This window comes from Rhodanobacter terrae (genome assembly GCF_042657005.1).
Taxonomy (GTDB): Bacteria; Pseudomonadota; Gammaproteobacteria; order Xanthomonadales; family Rhodanobacteraceae; genus Rhodanobacter; species Rhodanobacter terrae.
In genome coordinates this window covers 151,174-173,166 of record NZ_JBHSNG010000003.1, presented here as the reverse complement: position 1 = coordinate 173,166, position 21,993 = coordinate 151,174, and the positions used below count along the sequence as shown (strand labels likewise).

At 62.2% G+C, this 21,993-nt stretch carries 24 protein-coding genes; all 24 read right to left on the bottom strand.

Annotated features, from left to right (window positions below; all coding sequences use genetic code 11):
- Positions 1-59: 59 nt before the first annotated feature.
- The 24 genes from rplF to rplL all read right to left on the bottom strand — a co-directional run bounded on the left by rplF (position 60) and on the right by rplL (position 21,985).
- Entirely contained in the window at positions 60-587 is a 528-nt protein-coding gene (rplF, locus tag ACFPPB_RS04505) for a 50S ribosomal protein L6 (protein WP_377324793.1), read from the bottom strand.
- An 11-nt stretch (positions 588-598) separates the two neighbouring features.
- Entirely contained in the window at positions 599-994 is a 396-nt protein-coding gene (gene rpsH / locus ACFPPB_RS04500; RefSeq protein ID WP_072757730.1) for a 30S ribosomal protein S8, read from the bottom strand.
- A gap of 225 nt (positions 995-1,219) precedes the next feature.
- Positions 1,220-1,525, bottom strand: a complete 306-nt coding sequence (gene rpsN, locus ACFPPB_RS04495; RefSeq protein WP_377324791.1) for a 30S ribosomal protein S14 — start codon at positions 1,523-1,525, stop codon at positions 1,220-1,222.
- A gap of 14 nt (positions 1,526-1,539) precedes the next feature.
- A complete protein-coding gene (rplE, locus tag ACFPPB_RS04490; protein WP_377325049.1) occupies positions 1,540-2,082 on the bottom strand; it encodes a 50S ribosomal protein L5 in 543 nt (180 codons plus the stop codon).
- A gap of 8 nt (positions 2,083-2,090) precedes the next feature.
- Entirely contained in the window at positions 2,091-2,405 is a 315-nt protein-coding gene (gene rplX, locus ACFPPB_RS04485; RefSeq protein ID WP_056386827.1) for a 50S ribosomal protein L24, read from the bottom strand.
- 14 nt (positions 2,406-2,419) lie between these two features.
- Positions 2,420-2,788, bottom strand: coding sequence for a 50S ribosomal protein L14 (gene rplN, locus ACFPPB_RS04480; protein ID WP_007513359.1), 369 nt, complete (start codon positions 2,786-2,788; stop codon positions 2,420-2,422).
- Positions 2,789-2,802: 14 nt separating this feature from the next.
- The gene (gene rpsQ, locus ACFPPB_RS04475; RefSeq protein WP_377324789.1) at positions 2,803-3,093 is read right to left on the bottom strand and encodes a 30S ribosomal protein S17; all 291 of its coding nucleotides are present in this window, start codon (positions 3,091-3,093) and stop codon (positions 2,803-2,805) included.
- Between the two features lie 12 nt (positions 3,094-3,105).
- The gene (rpmC, locus tag ACFPPB_RS04470; protein ID WP_377324787.1) at positions 3,106-3,291 is read right to left on the bottom strand and encodes a 50S ribosomal protein L29; all 186 of its coding nucleotides are present in this window, start codon (positions 3,289-3,291) and stop codon (positions 3,106-3,108) included.
- The gene (gene rplP / locus ACFPPB_RS04465; RefSeq protein ID WP_072757738.1) at positions 3,291-3,704 is read right to left on the bottom strand and encodes a 50S ribosomal protein L16; all 414 of its coding nucleotides are present in this window, start codon (positions 3,702-3,704) and stop codon (positions 3,291-3,293) included. Before rplP ends, rpmC begins: the two co-directional genes overlap by 1 nt.
- 11 nt (positions 3,705-3,715) lie before the next feature.
- The gene (gene rpsC / locus ACFPPB_RS04460; RefSeq protein ID WP_377324785.1) at positions 3,716-4,468 is read right to left on the bottom strand and encodes a 30S ribosomal protein S3; all 753 of its coding nucleotides are present in this window, start codon (positions 4,466-4,468) and stop codon (positions 3,716-3,718) included.
- 15 nt (positions 4,469-4,483) lie between these two features.
- Positions 4,484-4,819 (bottom strand): 50S ribosomal protein L22, encoded by a 336-nt coding sequence (gene rplV, locus ACFPPB_RS04455; RefSeq protein ID WP_072757742.1) that lies wholly within the window; start codon positions 4,817-4,819, stop codon positions 4,484-4,486.
- Positions 4,819-5,091 (bottom strand): 30S ribosomal protein S19, encoded by a 273-nt coding sequence (rpsS, locus tag ACFPPB_RS04450; RefSeq protein WP_056386835.1) that lies wholly within the window; start codon positions 5,089-5,091, stop codon positions 4,819-4,821. Before rpsS ends, rplV begins: the two co-directional genes overlap by 1 nt.
- 12 nt (positions 5,092-5,103) lie before the next feature.
- Positions 5,104-5,928 carry a 50S ribosomal protein L2 gene (gene rplB, locus ACFPPB_RS04445; RefSeq protein ID WP_007808200.1) on the bottom strand — a complete coding sequence of 275 codons (825 nt, stop codon included), beginning with the start codon at positions 5,926-5,928 and terminating at the stop codon, positions 5,104-5,106.
- A 17-nt stretch (positions 5,929-5,945) separates the two neighbouring features.
- On the bottom strand, positions 5,946-6,239 hold the full coding sequence (gene rplW, locus ACFPPB_RS04440) for a 50S ribosomal protein L23 (RefSeq protein WP_007082176.1): 294 nt from the start codon (positions 6,237-6,239) through the stop codon (positions 5,946-5,948).
- The gene (gene rplD, locus ACFPPB_RS04435) at positions 6,236-6,853 is read right to left on the bottom strand and encodes a 50S ribosomal protein L4 (protein ID WP_377324783.1); all 618 of its coding nucleotides are present in this window, start codon (positions 6,851-6,853) and stop codon (positions 6,236-6,238) included. The genes rplW and rplD overlap by 4 nt, the downstream gene beginning before the upstream one ends.
- Positions 6,854-6,864: 11 nt before the next feature.
- Complete coding sequence (rplC, locus tag ACFPPB_RS04430; protein WP_377324781.1) at positions 6,865-7,506, bottom strand: 50S ribosomal protein L3; 642 nt, start codon at positions 7,504-7,506, stop codon at positions 6,865-6,867.
- Positions 7,507-7,526: 20 nt separating this feature from the next.
- Positions 7,527-7,838, bottom strand: a complete 312-nt coding sequence (gene rpsJ, locus ACFPPB_RS04425) for a 30S ribosomal protein S10 (RefSeq protein ID WP_007082173.1) — start codon at positions 7,836-7,838, stop codon at positions 7,527-7,529.
- Positions 7,839-8,279: 441 nt separating this feature from the next.
- On the bottom strand, positions 8,280-9,470 hold the full coding sequence (gene tuf / locus ACFPPB_RS04420; protein ID WP_377324762.1) for an elongation factor Tu: 1,191 nt from the start codon (positions 9,468-9,470) through the stop codon (positions 8,280-8,282).
- Between the two features lie 113 nt (positions 9,471-9,583).
- The gene (fusA, locus tag ACFPPB_RS04415; protein WP_377324778.1) at positions 9,584-11,701 is read right to left on the bottom strand and encodes an elongation factor G; all 2,118 of its coding nucleotides are present in this window, start codon (positions 11,699-11,701) and stop codon (positions 9,584-9,586) included.
- Positions 11,702-11,883: 182 nt separating this feature from the next.
- Complete coding sequence (gene rpsG / locus ACFPPB_RS04410; protein ID WP_072757771.1) at positions 11,884-12,351, bottom strand: 30S ribosomal protein S7; 468 nt, start codon at positions 12,349-12,351, stop codon at positions 11,884-11,886.
- Between the two features lie 78 nt (positions 12,352-12,429).
- The gene (gene rpsL, locus ACFPPB_RS04405; RefSeq protein ID WP_056386848.1) at positions 12,430-12,804 is read right to left on the bottom strand and encodes a 30S ribosomal protein S12; all 375 of its coding nucleotides are present in this window, start codon (positions 12,802-12,804) and stop codon (positions 12,430-12,432) included.
- Positions 12,805-12,981: 177 nt separating this feature from the next.
- Positions 12,982-17,196, bottom strand: a complete 4,215-nt coding sequence (gene rpoC / locus ACFPPB_RS04400; protein WP_377324775.1) for a DNA-directed RNA polymerase subunit beta' — start codon at positions 17,194-17,196, stop codon at positions 12,982-12,984.
- A 25-nt stretch (positions 17,197-17,221) separates the two neighbouring features.
- Positions 17,222-21,385, bottom strand: a complete 4,164-nt coding sequence (gene rpoB, locus ACFPPB_RS04395; RefSeq protein WP_465269346.1) for a DNA-directed RNA polymerase subunit beta — start codon at positions 21,383-21,385, stop codon at positions 17,222-17,224.
- 231 nt (positions 21,386-21,616) lie between these two features.
- A complete protein-coding gene (gene rplL, locus ACFPPB_RS04390) occupies positions 21,617-21,985 on the bottom strand; it encodes a 50S ribosomal protein L7/L12 (protein ID WP_072757775.1) in 369 nt (122 codons plus the stop codon).
- Between the last annotated feature and the right edge of the window lie 8 nt (positions 21,986-21,993).

The window sequence follows — 21,993 nt, the reverse complement described above, 5'->3', positions numbered from 1 at the left end:
CAGGGCTCTCTTGAAGAGTCTGGTCATGGAATGGCCAGTCCTCCGTGGAGGGACCCGCATTAGGCCTTCTTGGCTTCCTTCAGCGTGATCTTCTCACCGGCATAACGCACACCCTTGCCCTTGTAGGGCTCCGGCGGGCGGAAGCCACGAATCTTGGCAGCTACCTGGCCCACAGCCTGCTTGTCGTTGCCCTTGATCAGGACCTCGGTCTGCGTCGGGGTTTCGATGCTGATGCCTTCCGGCGCATCGAACACCACCGGGTGGGAAAAGCCCAGGCTCAGGTTCAGCGACTTGCCCTGCATGGAGACGCGGTAACCGACGCCCACCAGCTCGAGCTTGCGCTCGTAACCCGTGGAAACTCCGGTGACCATGTTGGCCAGCAGCGCGCGAGCGGTGCCGCCGAACTTGTCGTCGACGCCTTCGGCGAGACTGATGGTGGCGACACCTTTGTCAACGGCGACGGTGACGCCCGGCAGGTGGTGCACCGACAGCGCGCCCTTGGGACCCTTGACGGAGATGTTGTCGGTACCGACAGTCAGCTCGACGCCCTTGGGCAGGGAAATGGGTTTCTTGGCAACACGTGACATCGAAAGACTCCTTATGCCACTTGGCCGATGACTTCGCCGCCCAGACCCTTGGCACGGGCCTGCGCATCGGTCAACAGACCGGCGGAAGTCGAGATGATCGAGATACCCAGGCCACCGAGGACCTTCGGCAGCTCGTCCTTGCCGCGATACACACGCAGGCCGGACCGGCTGACACGGGAGATGGTCTCGATGGCCGGCTGGCCCTCGAAATACTTGAGCTTGAGCTCGAGCACCGGCTTGCCTTCCTCGGCGGAAGTTTTGGCGTCGAGGATATAGCCCTCGTTCTTGAGAAGGTTGGCAATTGCCAACTTCAGTTTCGACGACGGCATACGCACGGTCGGCTTGCCCATGGCCTGGGCATTGCGGACGCGCGTGAACAGATCGGCGATGGGATCAGTCATGCTCATGAAAACATCCTTCAGAGTGCACCGATATCCGATAAAACCGGAAATCAATCAGATTGTGAGCCGACGTAAGGTCGGCCTGCTTTGCGCAGACCGCCGACTATATCAGCATTTCCAAATTTTGGCGAATCTCGATGCGGTAGTCGCATCAGCGGCTGCGCGACAGTGCAGCCGGGTGAATCGGTCAATGAAGCCTTGGCGTCATCGACCGACCCTGCAAGTCGTTTGTTACCAGCTGGCCTTGCGCAGGCCAGGTACATCACCACGCATGGTCGCTTCACGCAGCTTGTTGCGGCCGAGGCCGAACTTTGCGTAGACGGCACGCGGGCGGCCGGTCAAGGCGCAGCGCGTGCGCTGGCGCACCGGGCTGGCATCGCGCGGCAGTTTCTGCAGCTTGGCCTGTGCCTCCATCTTCTCCTCGTAGGAGGCGGTGGGGCTCAGCACGATCGCCTTCAGTCCAGCGCGCTTGGCGGCGAACTTCTCGACGAGTTTGGTCCGCTTGATATCGCGGTTCACCATTGATGTCTTGGCCATGGATTACGCGCCTATCAGTTGCGGAACGGGAAGCTGAACGCTGCCAGCAGGGCTTTCGCTTCATCATCGGTCTTGGCGGTGGTGGTGATGGAGATATCCATGCCACGCAACGCATCGACCTGGTCGAAATCGATCTCCGGGAAGATGATCTGTTCCTTGATGCCGAAGTTGTAGTTGCCACGACCGTCGAACGCCTTGGCCGACACACCGCGGAAATCGCGGACGCGCGGCAGCGAGATGTTGATCAGACGGTCGAGAAACTCGAACATCTGCGCCCGGCGCAAGGTGACCTTGCAGCCGATCGGCCAGCCGTCGCGGATCTTGAACGAGGCCACGGAAACGCGCGCCTTGGTCGTGATCGGCTTCTGGCCCGCGATCTTGGCCATATCGGCCACGGCGTTCTCGAGCACTTTCTTGTTGCCCGCAGCTTCGCCCACGCCCATGTTCAGCGTGATCTTGGTGATGCGGGGAACCTGCATCACGTTCTGGTAGCCGAACTGCTCGGTGAGCTTGGCAACTACCTGCTCTTTATAAAATGTTTCAAGGCGCGTCATGATCGTGTTCCTTACGCGTCCACGACCTCGCCAGTCGAACGGAACACGCGGACCTTGCGCCCATCTTCGAGCGTTTTGGTGCCGACGCGTTCACCCTTGTTCGTGGCGGGGTTGAACAGCTGCACATTGGAGAGATGGATCGAGGCTTCACGCTCGACGATACCGCCGGCCTGGTTGGCCTGCGGATTCGGCTTGGTGTGACGCTTGACCAGATTCACGTTGGAGACGAACACGCGATCGTCTGCAACACGCAGCACATCGCCGCGTTGACCCTTGTTTTTGCCGGTGATCACGAGGACTTGATCACCCTTACGGATACGGTTCATTTTGTGATCTCCGCTCAGAGCACTTCGGGCGCGAGCGAGACGATCTTCATGAACTTCTCGCTGCGCAGCTCGCGGGTAACCGGCCCGAAAATACGGGTACCGATCGGCTCGAGCTTGTTGTTGAGGAGGACCGCTGCATTGCCGTCGAAACGGATCAGCGAACCATCGGGACGGCGTACACCCTTGGCGGTACGCACCACCACGGCATTGTACACCTCGCCCTTCTTTACCTTGCCGCGGGGAATCGCATCCTTCACGGTGACCTTGATGACGTCACCGATCGCGGCGTAACGGCGCTTGGAGCCGCCGAGCACCTTGATGCACATCAATTCCTTCGCGCCGCTGTTGTCCGCTGCGGAAAGCGTGCTCTGCATCTGGATCATGGCTGCACCCTCCCTTAGACGTTGGCGCGCGTGATGATTTCAACCACGCGGTGATGTTTGGTCTTGGACAACGGACGGCATTCGGCGATACGTACGAGGTCGCCCTCGTTCGCTCCGAGGTCGTCCTGCGCGTGCAGCTTGGTCGAACGGCGGATGATCTTGCCGAGCAGCCAATGCTGAACCTGACGCTCGACCAGCACGGTCACGGTCTTGTCCATCTTGTTGCTGGTAACGCGACCTTCGAGGGTGCGCGCCTGCTTCTTTTCTGCTTGAACCTGTGCTTCTTGAATCTTGTCAGCGCTCATATCGGCCGTCCCTTACTTCTTGCCGCCGAGCACAAACTTCGTGCGGGCGATGTCACGCCGAACGCGGCGAAGCTGGTGCGGCTGAGTGAGCTGGCCGGACCCTTTCTGCATGCGCAGATTGAACTGCTCCTTGCGCAGGTCCAGCAGGTGCTGCTTCAACTCGTCGGCCGACTGGTTATTGGTATCTTTGCTGGCCATCACATCACCGCCCTGGTCACGAACTGGGTCTGCACCGACAGCTTCGCTGCCGCCAGACGGAACGCCTCACGTGCCGTGACCTCGTCGAGGCCCTCGATCTCGTAAAGCATGCGGCCGGGCTGGATCTGGGCGACCCAGAACTCCACACTGCCCTTGCCGGCACCCATGCGGACTTCGATCGGCTTCTTGGTGATCGGCTTGTCCGGGAACACGCGGATCCACAGCTTGCCACCGCGCTTGACGTAGCGGGTGATGCAGCGGCGGGCCGCCTCGATCTGGCGCGCGGTGAGCGAGCCATGCGTGATGGCCTTCAGGCCGAACTCGCCAAAGCTGACGAGGTTGGAACACTGGGCCAAACCGTCGTTACGGCCTTTGAACTGCTTGCGGTATTTGGTTCGCTTCGGTTGCAACATGGCAACTCTCCTTACTTCGCAGACCGCTCGCGGCGGCCGTCACCGGCCTCGCGACGCGAATCGTTACGACGACCTTCGCCACCTTCGCGGCGCGGCTGCGACGGTTCGTCCTTCGACTCCTGGGATGCCGCTGCCAGGTCGAAAATCTCACCCTTGTAGACCCACACCTTGATGCCGATGATGCCGTAGGTGGTATGCGCCTCGGCAAAGCCGTAGTCGATGTCGGCGCGCAGCGTATGCAGCGGCACCCGACCTTCGCGGCTCCACTCGGAACGGGCGATCTCGGCACCGTTCAGACGACCGGACACGTTGATCTTGATGCCCAGCGCGCCCAGACGCATCGCGTTGCCGACCGAACGCTTCATCGCACGACGGAACATGATGCGACGCTCGAGCTGCTGCGCGATGGACTCGGCCACCAGCTGCGCATCGAGTTCGGGCTTGCGCACTTCGTTGACGTTGATGTGCGTCGGAACGCCCATCATGTCGCTGACTTCCTTGCGCAGCTTCTCGATATCCTCGCCCTTCTTGCCGATCACCACGCCCGGACGGGCCGTGTGGATCGTCACGCGTGCGGTCTTGGCCGGACGCTCGATCTGGATTTTCGAGATGCCGGCAGCAGCCAGCTTCTTCTTCAGCATGTCGCGGACCTTGATGTCGGCCACGAGATACTTCGCGTAATCACGCTTGTTGGCGAACCACTTCGAGTTCCAATCCTTGGCAATGCCGAGGCGGATACCGGTGGGATGAACTTTATGACCCATCGTCTATATCCTCGGTCAGTTACCAACAACCACAGTGATGTGGCTGGTGCGCTTGAGAATGCGCGAACCGCGGCCTTTGGCGCGGGCGTGCATGCGTTTCATCGCCGGACCTTCATCAACGAAGATGCTGGCCACTTTCAGCTCGTCGACGTCGGCACCGAGATTGTTCTCGGCGTTGGCGACGGCCGACAGCAGCACCTTGCGGACAAGGAGCGCGGCTTTCTTGTTGGTGAAGGTGAGCACGTCGCTGGCCCGGCCGACGGGAAGCCCGCGGACCAGATCAGCCACCAGGCGTGCCTTTTGCGCCGAAATGCGGGCGCCACGCAGGATCGCTTTGGCTTCAGTGCTCATCACTTGCCCTTCTTGTCGCCGACATGGCCCTTGAACGTACGGGTCACCGCGAACTCGCCGAGCTTGTGCCCGACCATGTTCTCGTTGATCAGTACGGGTACGTGCTGACGGCCATTGTGGATAGCGATGGTCAAGCCAACCATTTCCGGCAGGATCATCGAGCGGCGCGACCAGGTCTTGATCGGACGCTTGTTGTGGGCGGAAACCGCAGCTTCCACCTTCTTTACGAGGTGAAGGTCGACGAACGGACCTTTCTTCAAAGAGCGAGGCATGTCGGCTTCCTGTTACTTGGTACGACGACGCACGATGAACTGCTGCGTGCGCTTGTTGTTACGGGTCTTGTAGCCCTTGGCCGGCGTGCCCCACGGGCTGACCGGATGACGACCACCTGAAGTCTTGCCTTCACCACCACCATGCGGATGGTCGACCGGGTTCATCACCACACCGCGAACGGTCGGACGAATACCCAGCCAGCGCTTCGCACCGGCCTTGCCCAGCTTCTTCAGGCTGTGCTCGCCGTTGCCGACTTCGCCGATGGTAGCGCGGCAGTCGACCGAAACGCGGCGCATCTCGCCGGAGCGCAGACGCAGCGTGGCGTAACCGGACTCGCGCGCCACCAGCTGCACCGAAGCGCCGGCACTGCGGGCGATCTGCGCACCCTTGCCGGGACGCAGCTCGATGCAATGGATCGTGCTGCCCATCGGAATGTTGCGCAACTGCAGGCAGTTTCCGGCCTTGATCGGCGCATCACGGCCGGACACCAGGCGATCGTCCACCTGCACGCCCTTCGGCGCGATGATGTAACGACGTTCGCCATCGGCATAGCACAGCAACGCGATATGTGCGGTGCGGTTCGGATCGTACTCGATGCGCTCGACGCGGGCGGCGATGCCTTCCTTGTCACGCTTGAAGTCGATGATGCGGTAATGCTGCTTGTGACCGCCGCCGCGATGACGCACGGTGATGCGGCCATGATGATTGCGACCACCGGTGCGGGACTGCGACTCGGTCAACGCCGCGTACGGCGCGCCCTTGTACAGACCTTCCGTCTTGACGCTGACTGCGTCACGGCGGCCCGGCGAGGTCGGCTTGTGGTTGATTAGTGCCATCTCACAGAACTCCTGGCTCAGGCCTTGGCGGACACGTCGATGGTCTGGCCATCGGCAAGACGCACGTAGGCCTTACGCTTGCCCTGGCGGCTGCCAGCACGAAAACGGAAGGACTTGACCTTGCCCTTGGTATTGACGAGGTTCACCTGCTCGACCTTGACGTCGAACAGCTTTTCCACGGCAGCGCGGACATCGGCCTTGGTTGCCGCAGGGGCGACCACGAATACGTACTGGTTGTGCTCGGCCAGACGCGCCGATTTCTCGGAAATATGCGGCGCGCGCAGCGTATCGAGAATGCGTTCGTTGTTCATGCCAGCCACTCCTCGATCTTCTTCACCGCGTCAACCGTGACCACCACGTGGTCGGAACCGACCAGGCTGACCGGATTCAGGCCCATCACATCCAGCACATGGATATAAGGAATGTTGCGTGCGGCCAGGAACACCGACTCGGAAGCATCTTCCGACACCAGCAGCACGCGACCGGATACTTCCAGCTCGGCCAGCTTGGCCACCATCGCGGAGGTCTTCGGCGTCTCGACGCCAAAGCTCTCGACGACCTTCAGGCGACCCTGACGAACCAGCTCGGAAAAAATCGAGCGGATCGCGACACGATAGGCCTTGCGGTTGACCTTCTGCTCGTAGCTGCGCGGCTTGGCCGCGAAGGTGCGACCACCACCGACAAAGATCGGCGCACGGTAATCACCGTGACGGGCGCCGCCGCCCTTCTGCTTCTTGAACTTCTTGGTGGTGCCGGACATTTCGCCGCGCGACAGCTGCGACTGGGTGCCGGCACGGCCGGCCGCCTGGTAGGCGATCACGACCTGGTGGACCAGGGCCTTCTTGTACTCACCGCCGAACACCTCGTCCGACACGCTGAGCGCTTGCTTGGTAGGCGATGACGCGCCAATAACATTGAGTTCCATGGCGTCTCTCCTCAGCTCTTCGTCGTCGGGCGGATGATGACGTCGCCACCGGTTGCACCCGGCACCGCACCCTTCACCGCGATCAGATGACGCTCGGCGTCCACCTTGACCACTTCCAGACCCTGCTGGGTGCGATTCACCGCACCCATGTGGCCGGACATCTTCTTGCCCGGAAACACGCGGCCCGGGGTCTGGCGCTGACCGATGGAACCCGGCGCGCGATGCGACAGCGAGTTACCGTGGGTAGCGTCACCCATCTTGAAGTGCCAGCGCTTGATCGTGCCCTGGAAGCCCTTGCCTTTCGACACGCCCGCAACGTCGACCATCTGGCCGACGGTGAACACGTCGTCAGCCTTGATCTCGCCACCCACGGTGTACTTGCCGAGATCCTCGGCGGGCACGCGGAATTCCCACAAGCCGCGGCCCGGCTCGACCTTCGCTTTCGCGTAATGACCCTTCAGCGGCTGCGCCAGCAGGTTCGCGCGCTTGCTGCCCGCCGAAACCTGGACGGCGCTGTAGCCATCGTTGTCGTCCGTCTTCAACTGGGTCACGCGGTTCGGCGTCGCTTCAATCAGCGTCACCGGAATCGAGCGGCCATCTTCAGTGAAGAGTCGGCTCATGCCGCATTTGCGGCCAACCAATCCGATACTCATCTTCGTATCCTGTCTGTCGCTCAACCGAGCTTGATCTGAACATCGACGCCAGCGGCGAGATCAAGCTTCATGAGCGCGTCCACGGTTTTGTCGTTCGGGTCGACGATGTCGAGCACACGCTTGTGCGTACGGGTCTCGTACTGGTCGCGTGCATCCTTGTCGACGTGCGGCGACGTCAGGATGGTGTAACGCTCGATTTTCGTCGGAAGTGGAATCGGGCCGAGTACCGTTGCGCCAGTGCGCTTGGCCGTCTCGACGATCTCACTGGCCGAGCGGTCGATCAGACGATGATCGTACGCCTTCAGCCGAATCCGAATCTTCTGGTTCGCCATAACCGTGTCCTGTTGTCGAAAGAACGTAATGTGAAACGAAACGGCTTCTCACCGCCTCGCACAACCTTTTGCACCACATCGGGAGCCGTGAATATTCCCCGACCCCAATTCGAAAAGGCCAGGCGAGCACTATTCGGCTCGCCTGGACAGAATCTGCATCGCGCAACGAAACATTGTCGGCAGACAGGGCCTGCGAAATATTCCATTGCGATGGGCCATCCCGGCCCGCGAACTCGAAGCACATCCTGCGCCTCATTTCGCGGTAGATCGGTCAGAGCCTAGGCTTTGATCGACAAGTGAGCTGCGAAGTATATCTGCTAATTTCCCTACAGGGAAGTGGTTCAGCGGCAAAACCACGTATCCTCCTCCGGCGTTATCCGACCATCAGGCCGGATCAACGGCGGAAGTCATCCCGGCAGCTTGCTGCCGGGATGACAGTTCTTACTTGATGACCTTGGCCACCACACCGGCGCCCACGGTACGGCCGCCTTCGCGAATCGCGAAACGCAGGCCTTCGTCCATCGCGATCGGGTGGATCAGGCTCACCACCATCTTCACGTTGTCGCCCGGCATCACCATCTCCACGCCCTCCGGCAGCGTCACCGCACCGGTCACGTCCGTCGTGCGGAAGTAGAACTGCGGACGGTAGCCCTTGAAGAACGGCGTATGACGGCCACCCTCGTCCTTGGACAGCACATACACCTCGGCCTCGAAGTCCGTATGCGGGGTGATCGTGCCCGGCTTGGCCAGCACCTGGCCGCGCTCCACGTCGTCGCGCTTCAGGCCGCGCAGCAGCAGACCGGCGTTGTCGCCCGCCTGACCCTGGTCCAGCAGCTTGCGGAACATCTCCACGCCAGTCACCGTGGTCTTCTGTGTGTCGCGGATGCCGACCACTTCGATTTCGTCGCCCACCTTGATGATGCCCCGCTCGATACGGCCGGTCACCACCGTGCCGCGGCCCGAGATCGAGAACACGTCTTCCACCGGCATCAGGAACGGCTTGTCGATCGTGCGCACCGGCTCCGGGATGTAGCTGTCCAGCGCGTCCACCAGCTTGATGATCGACGGCACGCCGATCTCGCTCTGATCACCTTCCAGCGCCAGCTTGGCCGAACCGTGGATCATCGGCGTGTCGTCGCCCGGGAAGTCGTACTTGGTCAGCAGCTCGCGCACTTCCATCTCGACCAGTTCCAGCAGCTCGGCGTCGTCCACCATGTCCGCCTTGTTCAGGTACACGATGATGTACGGCACGCCGACCTGACGGCTCAGCAGGATGTGTTCGCGCGTCTGCGGCATCGGGCCGTCCGCGGCCGAGCACACCAGGATCGCGCCGTCCATCTGCGCCGCACCCGTGATCATGTTCTTCACATAATCCGCATGCCCCGGGCAGTCCACGTGCGCGTAATGGCGCAGCGGCGACTCGTATTCCACGTGGGCGGTCGAGATCGTGATACCGCGCGCCTTCTCTTCCGGCGCCGCGTCGATCGAGCTGTAATCCTTGAACTCGCCACCGAAACGTTCCGCACCGACCTTCGTCAGCGCTGCCGTCAGCGTCGTCTTGCCGTGATCCACGTGACCAATCGTGCCGACGTTGACGTGCGGCTTGGTGCGTTCGAATTTACCCTTTGCCATGACTCTGAACCTCTATAAAAGAACTTGTTAATTAGTGCGGCCATGGAAGGCCGCCTTTTGATCTTCGCGATCAGGGACGATCGCACTAATTAAGCATGGAAAAGTCGGCCTTATCAGGCCTTCTTTATGACCTGCTCGGCAACGTTGTTCGGCGCCTCGGCGTAATGGTCGAATTCCATCGTGAAGGTGGCGCGGCCCTGGGTCAGCGAACGAATGGTCGTCGCATAACCGAACATCTCGCCGAGCGGAACCATCGCATCGATGGTCTTGCCCGACGGCGTGTCGTCCTGGCCCTGCAGCAAACCACGACGGCGGCTCAGGTCGCCCATGACATCGCCGACGTAATCTTCCGGCGTCACCACTTCGATCTTCATGATCGGCTCGAGCAACACCGGCGATGCCTTCGCGAAGCCCTGCTTGAACGCCATCGACGCGGCGAGCTTGAACGCCATTTCGGACGAGTCGACGTCGTGATAGGAACCGAACACGAGCTTTACCTTCACGCCCACGACCGGGAAGCCGGCCAGTGGACCGCTGGTGATGGTCTCGCGCAGGCCTTTTTCGACCGACGGGATGAATTCCTTCGGAATCACGCCGCCGGTGATGTCGTTGACGAAGAGGAAATCGTTCTTCACGTTCGGATCGGCACGATCGGCCTCGGTCATCGGGGACAGCTCGATCACGACGTGACCGTACTGACCCTTGCCGCCGGACTGCTTGGCGTGCTTGTAATCCGACTTGACGTCCGACGAGCGGATCGTCTCGCGGTAAGCCACCTGCGGCTTGCCGACATTGGCCTCGACGTTGAACTCGCGACGCATGCGGTCCACCAGGATGTCCAGGTGAAGCTCGCCCATGCCGGAGATGATCGTCTGGCCCGACTCCTCGTCCGTACGCACGCGGAACGACGGGTCTTCCGCGGCCAGACGGCCGAGGGCGACACCCATCTTTTCCTGGTCCGACTTGGTCTTCGGTTCGACCGCCATCGAGATCACCGGCTCGGGGAACGTCATGCGCTCCAGAGTGATGATGTGATCCTGCGCGCACAGCGTGTCACCGGTCGTCACGTCCTTCAGGCCGACCGCGGCGGCGATGTCGCCGGCACGGACTTCCTTCAGCTCCTGACGCTCGTTCGCGTGCATCTGCAGGATGCGGCCGATGCGCTCCTTCTTGCTCTTGACCGGGTTGTACACGGCGTCGCCCGAGTTCAGCGTGCCCGAATAGACACGGAAGAACGTCAGCGACCCGACGAACGGATCGGTCATGATCTTGAACGCGAGCGCGGAGAACGGCGCAGCGTCGTCAGCCTTGCGCGTGGCCTCGTTGTCGTCTTCGTCGATACCGGCGACCGGCGGACGGTCGGACGGCGACGGCAGCAACTGCACCACCGCGTCGAGCATCGCCTGGACGCCCTTGTTCTTGAACGCCGTACCGCAATAGGTCGGGATGACTTCGTTCGCCAACGTGCGCATGCGAAGACCGGCGATGATCTCGCTCTCGGTGAGGTCGCCCCCTTCGAGATACTTGGTCATCAGCTCTTCGGTGGCTTCGGCGGCGGACTCGACCATGTAGCTGCGTGCCTCGGCAGCCTTGTCGGCCAGCTCGGCCGGAACCTCGCGGTACTCGAACTTCATGCCCTGGGATTCCATGTCCCAGATGATCGCCTTCATCTTGAGCAGGTCGACTACGCCCTCGAAGCCGTCTTCGGCACCGATCGGCACCTGCATCGGGACCGGATGCGCGCCGAGGCGCGCCTTCAGCTGCGCAATCACCTTGTCGAAATTGGCGCCGGTGCGGTCCATCTTGTTGACGAAGGCCAGACGCGGCACCTTGTACTTGTTGGCCTGGCGCCAAACCGTCTCGGACTGCGGCTGCACACCACCCACCGCGCACAACACGAACACGGCGCCATCGAGCACGCGCAACGAACGCTCGACTTCGATGGTGAAGTCGACGTGTCCCGGGGTGTCGATGATGTTGAAGCGATGCTGCTCCATCGAGCCATCCATGCCCTTCCAGAACGCCGTCGTCGCCGCCGACGTGATGGTGATGCCGCGCTCCTGCTCCTGCTCCATCCAGTCCATCGTGGCCGCACCGTCGTGCACTTCGCCAATCTTGTGACTGACGCCCGTGTAGAACAGGATGCGCTCCGTGGTCGTGGTCTTGCCGGCATCGATGTGAGCCATGATGCCGAAGTTGCGATAGCGGTCGATTGGAGTGGTGCGTGCCATGGGTATATACCTGTGTCGGGCTACCTGCCCTGCTTCGAAACAGCCGTCCGGGCCGCGCTTCTAATGAAAAGTCCGGCATGGGCGCCGGATCGTTCTTGCCGTCGGAAACAACGGCTTGAACCTCAATGGCCCGCCTTGGACGGCGGGCTTTTTCTTTGCCGTCGCGGAGGACGGCAAAACAATTACCAGCGGTAGTGCGAGAAGGCCTTGTTGGCTTCCGCCATGCGATGGGTCTCTTCGCGCTTCTTGGCCGCACCGCCGCGGCTCTCCGAAGCTTCAAGCAGTTCGGCTGCGAGCTTGCGCGGCATCGACGTCTCGCCACGCTTGCGCGCGGCATCGATGACCCAGCGCATGGCCAGCGCCATGCGGCGACCCGGACGCACTTCGACCGGCACCTGGTAAGTGGCGCCGCCGACCCGGCGGGACTTCACCTCGACCGCCGGAGCGATGTTGTTGAGCGCCTTCTCGACCAGAGCCACCGGCTCGGCGTTCTTCTCGCCGATGTGCTGCAGTGCACCGTAGACGATGCTCTCGGCCACGGACTTCTTGCCGCTCTTCATCACCATGTTGATGAAGCGGGCAATCAGCTGGCTGCCATGCTTGGGATCCGGCAGGATCAGACGGGCGGGATGTGAACCTTTACGCGACATGTTTTTTGTCCGTTATTTTTTTGCGGGCATCCCTGCCCGCCAGAAAAGCGGCCATCCTGGCCGCACTCTTCAATAAGATCACTTCTTCGGGCGCTTGGCGCCGTACTTCGAGCGCGATTGACGACGCTTGGTGACACCAGCGCAATCGAGGCTGCCGCGTACTGTGTGATAACGCACACCGGGCAGATCCTTGACGCGACCGCCTCGGATCAGCACCACCGAGTGCTCCTGCAGGTTGTGACCTTCACCGCCGATATAGCTGATGATCTCGAAACCGTTGGTCAGGCGCACCTTGGCGACCTTGCGCAACGCCGAGTTCGGCTTTTTCGGGGTGGTCGTATAAACGCGCGTGCAGACACCACGACGCTGCGGGCTGCTCTGCAGTGCCGGCGAGCCGCTCTTGTAGGTCTTGGGGCTGCGGGATTTGCGCACCAATTGGTTGACTGTCGTCATGCGAAGCTGTTCCTGAAAACATAAAGGCAGCCCGATCAAGTTCGGTCTGCCAAGAAGCGGGAATTTAACATGAGCAGCCTGCCAGAGGCAAGCCAGCGCTCTGCCGTCCATGACCCGAACACGAGGTGCGTCCATGCACCTCATTTCGTATGTCAGCGAATGGAACCCTGAACGGGTTCACTCGACATCGTTATCACTACCGACCGGGGCCTCGGCGAACGAGGTTGCAGGCGTGGAACCGGAGAGAGTCTCCAGATCCGAAGCGGACAAACCGCCCTGGCGACGACGCGCTGCGTGGTACGCCAGACCTGTACCTGCCGGAATAAGACGGCCGACAATAACATTTTCCTTCAGGCCCCGCAAGGTGTCGCGCGTGCCACGAACCGCCGCCTCGGTAAGGACGCGGGTGGTTTCCTGGAACGAGGCCGCCGAAATGAACGACTCGGTCGCCAGCGATGCCTTGGTGATGCCCAGCAGGATCGACTGGTACTCGGCCGGACGTTCGCCCTTGGCTACCGCACGGTCGTTTTCGCCATTGATGCGTACGCGCTCGATCTGCTCGCCGCGCAGATAATGGCTGTCACCCGGCTCGACGATCTCGACCTTGCGCAGCATCTGGCGAATGATCGCCTCGATGTGCTTGTCGTTGATCTTCACGCCCTGCAGGCGGTACACGTCCTGGATTTCCTTGACCAGGTACGAGGCCAGCGGCTCCACGCCCAGCAGACGCAGGATGTCATGCGGGCTCGGCTCGCCGTCGACGACGGTTTCGCCCTTCTCCACATGCTCGCCCTCGAACACGATGACCTGACGCCACTTCGGAATCAGTTCCTCGTGCTCGTTGCCGTCGACGTCCTTGATGATCAGGCGCTGCTTGCCCTTGGTGTCCTTGCCGAAGCTGATGATGCCGGAGCGCTCGGCGAGGATCGCCGGCTCCTTCGGCTTGCGTGCCTCGAACAGATCGGCCACGCGCGGCAGACCGCCGGTGATGTCGCGGGTCTTCGAGGTCTCCTGCGGAATACGGGCAACCACGTCGCCCACGCCCACTTCGGCACCGTTCTGGATCGACACGATCGCACCGGCCGGCAGGAAGTACTGCGCCGCGATGTCGGTACCCGGCAGCTTGAGCTCCCTGCCCTTGGCGTCTTCCAGGCGCACGATCGGACGCAGGTCCTTCGCCTGCGCGCCGCGACGCTTCGGATCGGTGACCACCGCCGACTCCAGACCGGTCAGTTCGTCGGTCTGGCTCTGCACGGTGACGCCATCGAGGAAGTCGATGAAGCGCACCACGCCGGCCACTTCGGTGACGATCGGATGGGTATGCGGGTCCCAGTTCGCGACGGTCTGGCCAGGCTTGACCGATGCACCATCCTTGACTGCGATGATGGCACCGTACGGCACCTTGTAGCGCTCGCGCTCGCGACCGCTGGCATCGATCACGCTGAGCTCGCCGGAGCGTGACACAGCGACCATGTGTCCCTGTTTATGCTGTACGGACTTGAGGTTGTTGTATTTCAGCGAACCAGTGGTCTTCACCGTCACGTTGTCCACCGCCGCCGCACGCGAAGCCGCACCACCGATGTGGAACGTACGCATGGTCAGCTGGGTACCCGGCTCACCGATCGACTGCGCGGCGACCACGCCCACGGCCTCGCCCATGTTGACCAGGTGGCCACGGGCCAGATCGCGGCCGTAGCACAGCTTGCACACGCCATGGGCGGCGGCGCAGGTAATCGGCGAACGCACCTTGATGATCTGCACGCCGGCCTTGTCGAGCTTCTCGACCAGCGCCTCGTTGAGCAAGGTGTCGCGGGTGACGATCGGCTGGTCGTCGTCGCCGGGGGCGTAGACGTCTTCGACCACCACACGGCCCAGCACGCGCTCGCGCAACGGCTCGACCACGTCGCCGCCTTCGACGATCGGCTGCATGATCACGCCGTCCTCGGTACCGCAGTCGTCCATCGTGATGACCACGTCCTGCGCCACGTCGACCAGTCGACGGGTCAGGTAACCGGAGTTCGCAGTCTTCAACGCGGTATCCGCCAGGCCCTTGCGAGCGCCATGGGTCGAGTTGAAGTACTGCAACACGTTCAGGCCTTCGCGGAAGTTGGCCTTGATCGGGGTCTCGATGATCGAGCCGTCCGGACGCGCCATCAGGCCACGCATGCCGGCCAGCTGACGAATCTGCGCCACCGAGCCGCGGGCGCCGGAGTCGGCCATGATGTAGAGCGAGTTCATCGACTTCTGGTTGACCATCTTGCCGTCGGCATCCATCACCTTCTCGGTGCCGATGCCGTCGATCATCGCCTTGGCGACCAGTTCGCTGGTGCGCGACCAGATGTCGACCACCTTGTTGTAACGCTCGCCGGCGGTGACCAGACCCGACTGATACTGCTGCTGGATCTCGACGACTTCCTTCTCGGCTTCTTCCAGAATGGGCTTTTTCTCGGCCGGAATCAGCATGTCGTCGATGCCGATCGAGATGCCCGCACGCGTGGCGAAACGGTAGCCGGTGTACATCAGCTTGTCGGCGAAGACCACGGTCTCTTTCAAGCCCAGCAAACGGTAGCTGGAGTTGATCAGGCGCGAGATGTTCTTCTTGGTCAGCTCGGTGTTGGCCAGCTCGAACGGCAGGCCTTCCGGCAGGATTTCCGCCAGCAGGGCGCGGCCGACGGTGGTGTCGACGATCTTGGTCTCGTGCGTGCGGGTGCCGTCCTCGGCGATGTGCACCAGCTTCAGGCGCACCTTGACCTTGGCGTGCAGTTCAACCGCACGGTTGTCGTAGGCACGCCGCGCCTCGGCAATGCCGGAGAACACCATGCCGCTGCCCTTGACGTTGATTAGCTCGCGGGTCATGTAGTACAGACCCAGCACCACGTCCTGGGTCGGCACGATGATCGGCTCGCCGTTGGCCGGGCTGAGGATGTTGTTGGACGACATCATCAGCGTGCGCGCTTCCAGCTGCGCCTCGATCGACAGCGGCACATGGACGGCCATCTGATCACCGTCGAAGTCGGCGTTGAACGCGGTACACACCAGCGGATGCAGCTGGATCGCCTTGCCTTCGATGAGCTTCGGCTCGAACGCCTGGATGCCCAGACGATGCAGCGTCGGTGCGCGGTTCAGCAGCACCGGATGCTCGCGGATCACCTCTTCGAGGATGTCCCACACCTGGGCCTCTTCGCGCTCGACCAGCTTCTTGGCCGCCTTGATGGTGGTGGCTTCGCCACGCGCCTGCAGCTTGGCGAAGATGAACGGCTTGAACAGCTCCAGCGCCATCTTCTTGGGCAGACCGCACTGGTGCAGGCGCAGGGTCGGACCGACCACGATCACCGAACGACCGGAATAGTCCACGCGCTTGCCGAGCAGGTTCTGGCGGAAGCGGCCCTGCTTGCCCTTGATCATGTCGGCGAGCGACTTCAGCGCACGCTTGTTGGTGCCGGTGATGGCACGGCCGCGGCGGCCGTTGTCGAGCAGCGCATCGACCGATTCCTGCAGCATGCGCTTCTCGTTGCGCACGATGATGTCGGGCGCATTGAGCTCGAGCAGACGCTTCAGTCGGTTGTTGCGGTTGATCACGCGACGGTACAGATCGTTCAGATCGGAGGTGGCGAAACGGCCACCGTCCAGCGGCACCAGCGGACGCAGGTCCGGCGGCAGCACGGGCAGAACGGTCAGCACCATCCACTCCGGCTTGTTGCCGGACTCCAGGAACGCCTCGATCAGCTTGACGCGCTTGGTCAGCCGCTTCAGCTTGGTCTCGGAGTTGGTGGAGGTGATCTCTTCCTTCAGGCGTATCACTTCGCCCGGCAGGTCGAGCGACTTCAGCAGGTGGAACACCGCTTCTGCGCCCATGCGCGCGTCGAACTCGTCGCCGTGCTCTTCGGTCGCTTCCAGGTACTGATCTTCGCTGAGCAGCTGACCGCGCTCGAGCGCGGTCATGCCCGGATCGATCACCACGAAGGCCTCGAAGTACAGGATGCGCTCGATGTCGCGCAGCGTCATGTCCAGCATCAGGCCGATGCGCGAGGGCAGCGACTTGAGGAACCAGATGTGCGCCGTCGGGCTGGCCAGCTCGATGTGGCCCATGCGCTCGCGGCGCACCTTGGCCAGTGTCACTTCCGTGCCGCACTTCTCGCAGACCACGCCACGATGCTTCATGCGCTTGTACTTGCCGCACAGGCACTCGTAGTCCTTCACCGGACCGAAGATGGCGGCGCAGAACAGGCCGTCACGCTCCGGCTTGAAGGTGCGGTAGTTGATGGTTTCCGGCTTTTTCACTTCGCCGTACGACCATGAACGGATCAGCTCCGGCGAGGCCAGCGCGATCTTGATCGCGTCGAAATCCGGCGTCGCGCGCTGCTGGTTGAACAGATTGAGCAAGTCTTTCATTCGAAATCTCCGGTGACTGCGCGGATCACTTGATCTCTTCCAGATCGATGTCGATGGCAAGCGAGCGGATTTCCTTCACCAGCACGTTGAAGGATTCCGGCATGCCTGCGGTCATCTCGTGGTTACCGTCGACAATGTTCTTGTACATCTGGTTACGGCCCTGCACGTCGTCGGACTTCACCGTCAGCATTTCCTGCAAGGTGTAGGCCGCGCCGTAGGCTTCCAGAGCCCACACTTCCATCTCGCCGAAGCGCTGACCGCCGAACTGTGCCTTGCCGCCCAGCGGTTGCTGGGTGACCAGCGAGTACGGGCCGGTGGAGCGGGCGTGCATCTTGTCGTCGACCAGATGGTTGAGCTTGAGGTAATGCATGTAGCCGACGGTGACCGGGCGATCGAACGACTCGCCGGTGCGACCGTCGAACAACATGGTCTGACCGGATTCCGGCAGGTCGGCAAGCTTCAGCATCGCCTTGATCTCGGTCTCTTCCGCACCGTCGAACACCGGCGTCGCCATCGGCACGCCTTCCTGCAGATTGGTGGCGAGCGCGAAGATCTCCTTGTCGGTGAGCGACTTCAGGTCGACGTGCTGCACGGCACCTGCCACATGGGTGTTGTAGATCTGGTCGAGGAACTCGCGGATCTTGCCGACCTTCTCCTGCGCCTCGAGCATCTTCTGGATCTTCTTGCCCAGGCCCTTGGCTGCCCAGCCCAGATGGACTTCCAGAATCTGGCCGATGTTCATGCGCGACGGCACGCCCAGCGGGTTCAGCACGATGTCGACCGGCACGCCGTCGGCGGAGTACGGCATGTCCTCGACCGGCACCACGTTGGAGACCACGCCCTTGTTGCCGTGACGGCCGGCCATCTTGTCGCCCGGCTGGATGCGGCGCTTGACGGCCAGGAACACCTTGACCATCTTCAGCACGCCCGGCGCCAGATCGTCACCCTGGGTGATCTTGCCCTGCTTCTCCTTGAAGCGCTTGTCGAACTCCTCCTTGTGGCGCTTGACCTGATCGGCCGCGCGCTCGAGGAACTCGGTGACTTCCTCGTCCTTGACGTTGATCTTGAACCAGTCGTCCTTCTTCAGGCCGTCCAGATAGGCGTCGGTGATTTCGGCGCCGCGCTTCAGACCGCCCGGACCGCTCATCGCGGACTTGCCGACGAGTTGGGTACGCATGCGGCTGTAGATCGCGCCTTCGAGGATGCGGAACTGATCGTCCAGATCCTTGCGGATCCGCTTGACCTCGGTCTCCTCGATCTGCTTGGCGCGCTTGTCCTTCTCGATGCCGTCCCGGGTGAACACCTGCACGTCGATGACGGTGCCGTCCATGCCCGGCGGCACGCGCAGCGAGCTGTCCTTCACGTCGGACGCCTTCTCGCCGAAGATCGCGCGCAGCAGCTTCTCTTCCGGGGTCAGCTGGCTCTCGCCCTTCGGCGTGACCTTGCCGACCATGATGTCGCCGGCCTTCACCTCGGCACCGATGTAGACGATGCCCGACTCGTCCAGACGCGCCAGCGCCTGTTCGCCCACGTTCGGGATGTCGGCGGTGATTTCCTCGGCGCCCAGCTTGGTGTCGCGCGCGATGCAGGACAGCTCTTCGATGTGGATCGAGGTATAGCGGTCTTCCTGCACGACGCGCTCGGACAGCAGGATCGAGTCTTCGAAGTTGTAGCCGTTCCACGGCATGAAGGCGATCAGCATGTTCTGGCCGAGCGCGAGCTCGCCCAGATCGGTCGACGAACCGTCGGCCAGCGTGTCGCCCACCGCCACCACGTCACCCACGTTGACCAGCGGACGCTGGTTGAGGTTGGTGTTCTGGTTGGAGCGGGTGTACTTGGTCAGCGTGTAGATATCGACGCCGGCATCGTTGTCGCCGACCTCTTCCTCGTTCACGCGCACCACGATACGGGCCGCATCGACCTGATCGATCACGCCGCCGCGCTTGGCGGAAACGATGACGCCGGAGTCGCGCGCCACGGCGCGCTCGATGCCGGTACCCACCAGCGGAGTCTGCGAACGCAGCGTCGGCACGGCCTGACGCTGCATGTTCGCACCCATCAGGGCTCGGTTCGCATCGTCGTGCTCCAGGAACGGCACCAGCGCCGCCGCGACCGATACGGTCTGCATCGGCGAGACGTCCATGTAGTCGACTTCAGCGGCCGGACGCAGCTCGGACTCGCCACGGAAACGGCAGGACACGAAGTCCTCGACGAAACCGCCGTGCTTGTCCAGCGGCGAGTTCGCCTGCGCGATCACGTGGTCGCCTTCCTCGATCGCGGACAGGTAGTCGACCTTGTCGGTCACCTTGCTGTTCGCCACCTTGCGGTACGGCGTCTCGAGGAAGCCATACGAGTTGGTGCGCGCGTACACGGCCAGCGAGTTGATCAGGCCGATGTTCGGACCTTCCGGCGTTTCGATGGTGCAGACACGGCCGTAATGGGTCGGATGCACGTCGCGCACTTCGAAGCCTGCGCGCTCGCGGGTCAGGCCGCCCGGCCCGAGCGCGGAGACACGGCGCTTGTGCGTCACTTCGGATAGCGGGTTGTTCTGATCCATGAACTGCGACAGCTGCGACGAGCCGAAGAACTCCTTCACCGCCGCCGCGACCGGCTTGGCGTTGATCAGGTCCTGCGGAGTCAGGCCATCGGCCTCGGCCAGCGACAGGCGCTCGCGCACCGCACGCTCGACGCGCACCAGACCGATGCGGAAGGTGTTCTCGGCCATCTCGCCGACCGAACGCACGCGGCGGTTGCCCAGGTGATCGATGTCATCGACGGTACCGTGACCGTTCTTGATGTCGATCAGCACCTTCAGCACGTCGAGGATGTCGGACGTCTCGCCCTGCTCCTTGACCAGTCGCTGCGATTCTTCTTCCTTGCGCTCGCTGAAATACTTGTGGTCGTACAGCACGCCCGGACCGAGGATTTCCTTGCGGCCCACGCGACGGTTGAACTTCATGCGACCCACGCCCGACAGGTCGTAGCGATCGAAGGTGAAGAACAGGTTGAAGAACAGATTCTGCGCGGCATCCTTGGTCGGCGGCTCGCCCGGACGCATCATGCGATAGATTTCCACCAGCGCTTCCAGCGGCGTCTTGGTGTTGTCGATGCGCAGGGTATGCGAAATGTAGGCGCCGCGGTCGAGGTCGTTGACGTACAGCGTCGGCACGACTTCGATACCGGCCTTGCGGAAGTTATCCAACTGCTCGGCGGTGATCTCGTCATTCGCCGAGGCCAGCAGCTCGCCGGTCTTGCTGTCGACGATGTCGGTGGCCACGATGCGGCCGACCGGGTAGTCGTCCGGCACTTCCAGCGCGGTGATGTTCTCGGCCGCCAGCTGGCGCACGTGACGCGCAGTGATGCGCTTGCCGGCTTCCACCAGCACCTTGCCGCCGATCGCCAGATCGAAGCTCAGCGTTTCGCCGCGCAGACGCTCGGCCACCAGCTCCAGCGTGGTGCCGCCCTTCTTGCCGAGGTGGAACACGTTGTGCTCGAAGAAGATGCCCAGCATCTCCTGGTTGTTGTAGCCCAGCGCACGCAGCAGCACGGTCACCGGCAGCTTGCGGCGACGGTCGATGCGGGTGAACAGCGCATCCTTCGGGTCGAACTCGAAGTCCAGCCAGGAGCCGCGGTAGGGGATCACGCGAGCCGAGAACAGCAGCTTGCCCGAGCTGTGCGTCTTGCCGCGGTCGTGATCGAAGAACACGCCCGGCGAACGGTGCAACTGCGAGACGATAACGCGCTCGGTGCCGTTGATGATGAAGGTGCCGGTCTCGGTCATGAGCGGAATCTCGCCCATGTAGACCTCCTGCTCCTTGATGTACTTGACCACCTTCTTCGAGGCCGGGCTGTCCTTGTCATAGATGACCAGGCGCACGGTGGTGCGCAGCGGCGCACCGTAGGTCATGCCACGGTTGCGGCATTCGCGCTCGTCGAACGCCGGCTCGCCGAGCCGGTAATCGACGTATTCCAGTGCGGCATTGCCCGAATAACTGGTGATCGGAAAGACCGATTTCAGTGCCGCATGCAAACCCTTCTCGCCGCGCTGTTTGGGCGCGACGTGCTCCTGCAGAAACTCCCGGTAGGAATCGGTCTGGATGGTCAGCAGGTTCGGCACGCCCAGTACGGGCGGACGCTTGCCAAAATCCTTGCGGATGCGTTTCTTCTCGGTAAACGAGTAGGCCATGATCGGTAGCGCCTCGGTTCGCAGTGACGCCGGTGGTGCACACACCGGCTGAATGAAAAAAATCGGGGATTTGGGAATCGAGAATCGGGAATCGTCCAGAGCGGCAGGCACGTGCTTTCTGACGATTCCCGATTCTCCATTCCCCATTCCCGCTTAAAGCAGGCAAAGCCCGGGGGCTCGCGCCCCCAGGCTTGCTTGACGCTAGATCAAACTGACAGCGCGCAAGGGCGCCGATTACTTCAGTTCGACCGTTGCGCCGGCAGCTTCGAGGTCCTTCTTGAACTTCTCGGCATCTTCCTTCGACACGGCTTCCTTCAGGACGCCGCCGGCCTCGGTGAGGTCCTTGGCTTCCTTCAGGCCCAGGCCGGTGATCGCGCGAACGGCCTTGATCACGTCGACCTTCTTGGCGCCGGCGTTCTTCAGGATGACGTCGAATTCGGTCTGCGCTTCGGCAACCGGGGCAGCAGCAGCCGGGCCGGCAGCGGCGACCGGAGCGGCAGCGGAGACGCCAAACTTCTCTTCGATGGCCTTGACCAGGTCCATCACTTCCATCAGTGACTTGGCGGCTACGGCTTCAACGATTTGTTCGTTGGACAGGGACATTTGATTTA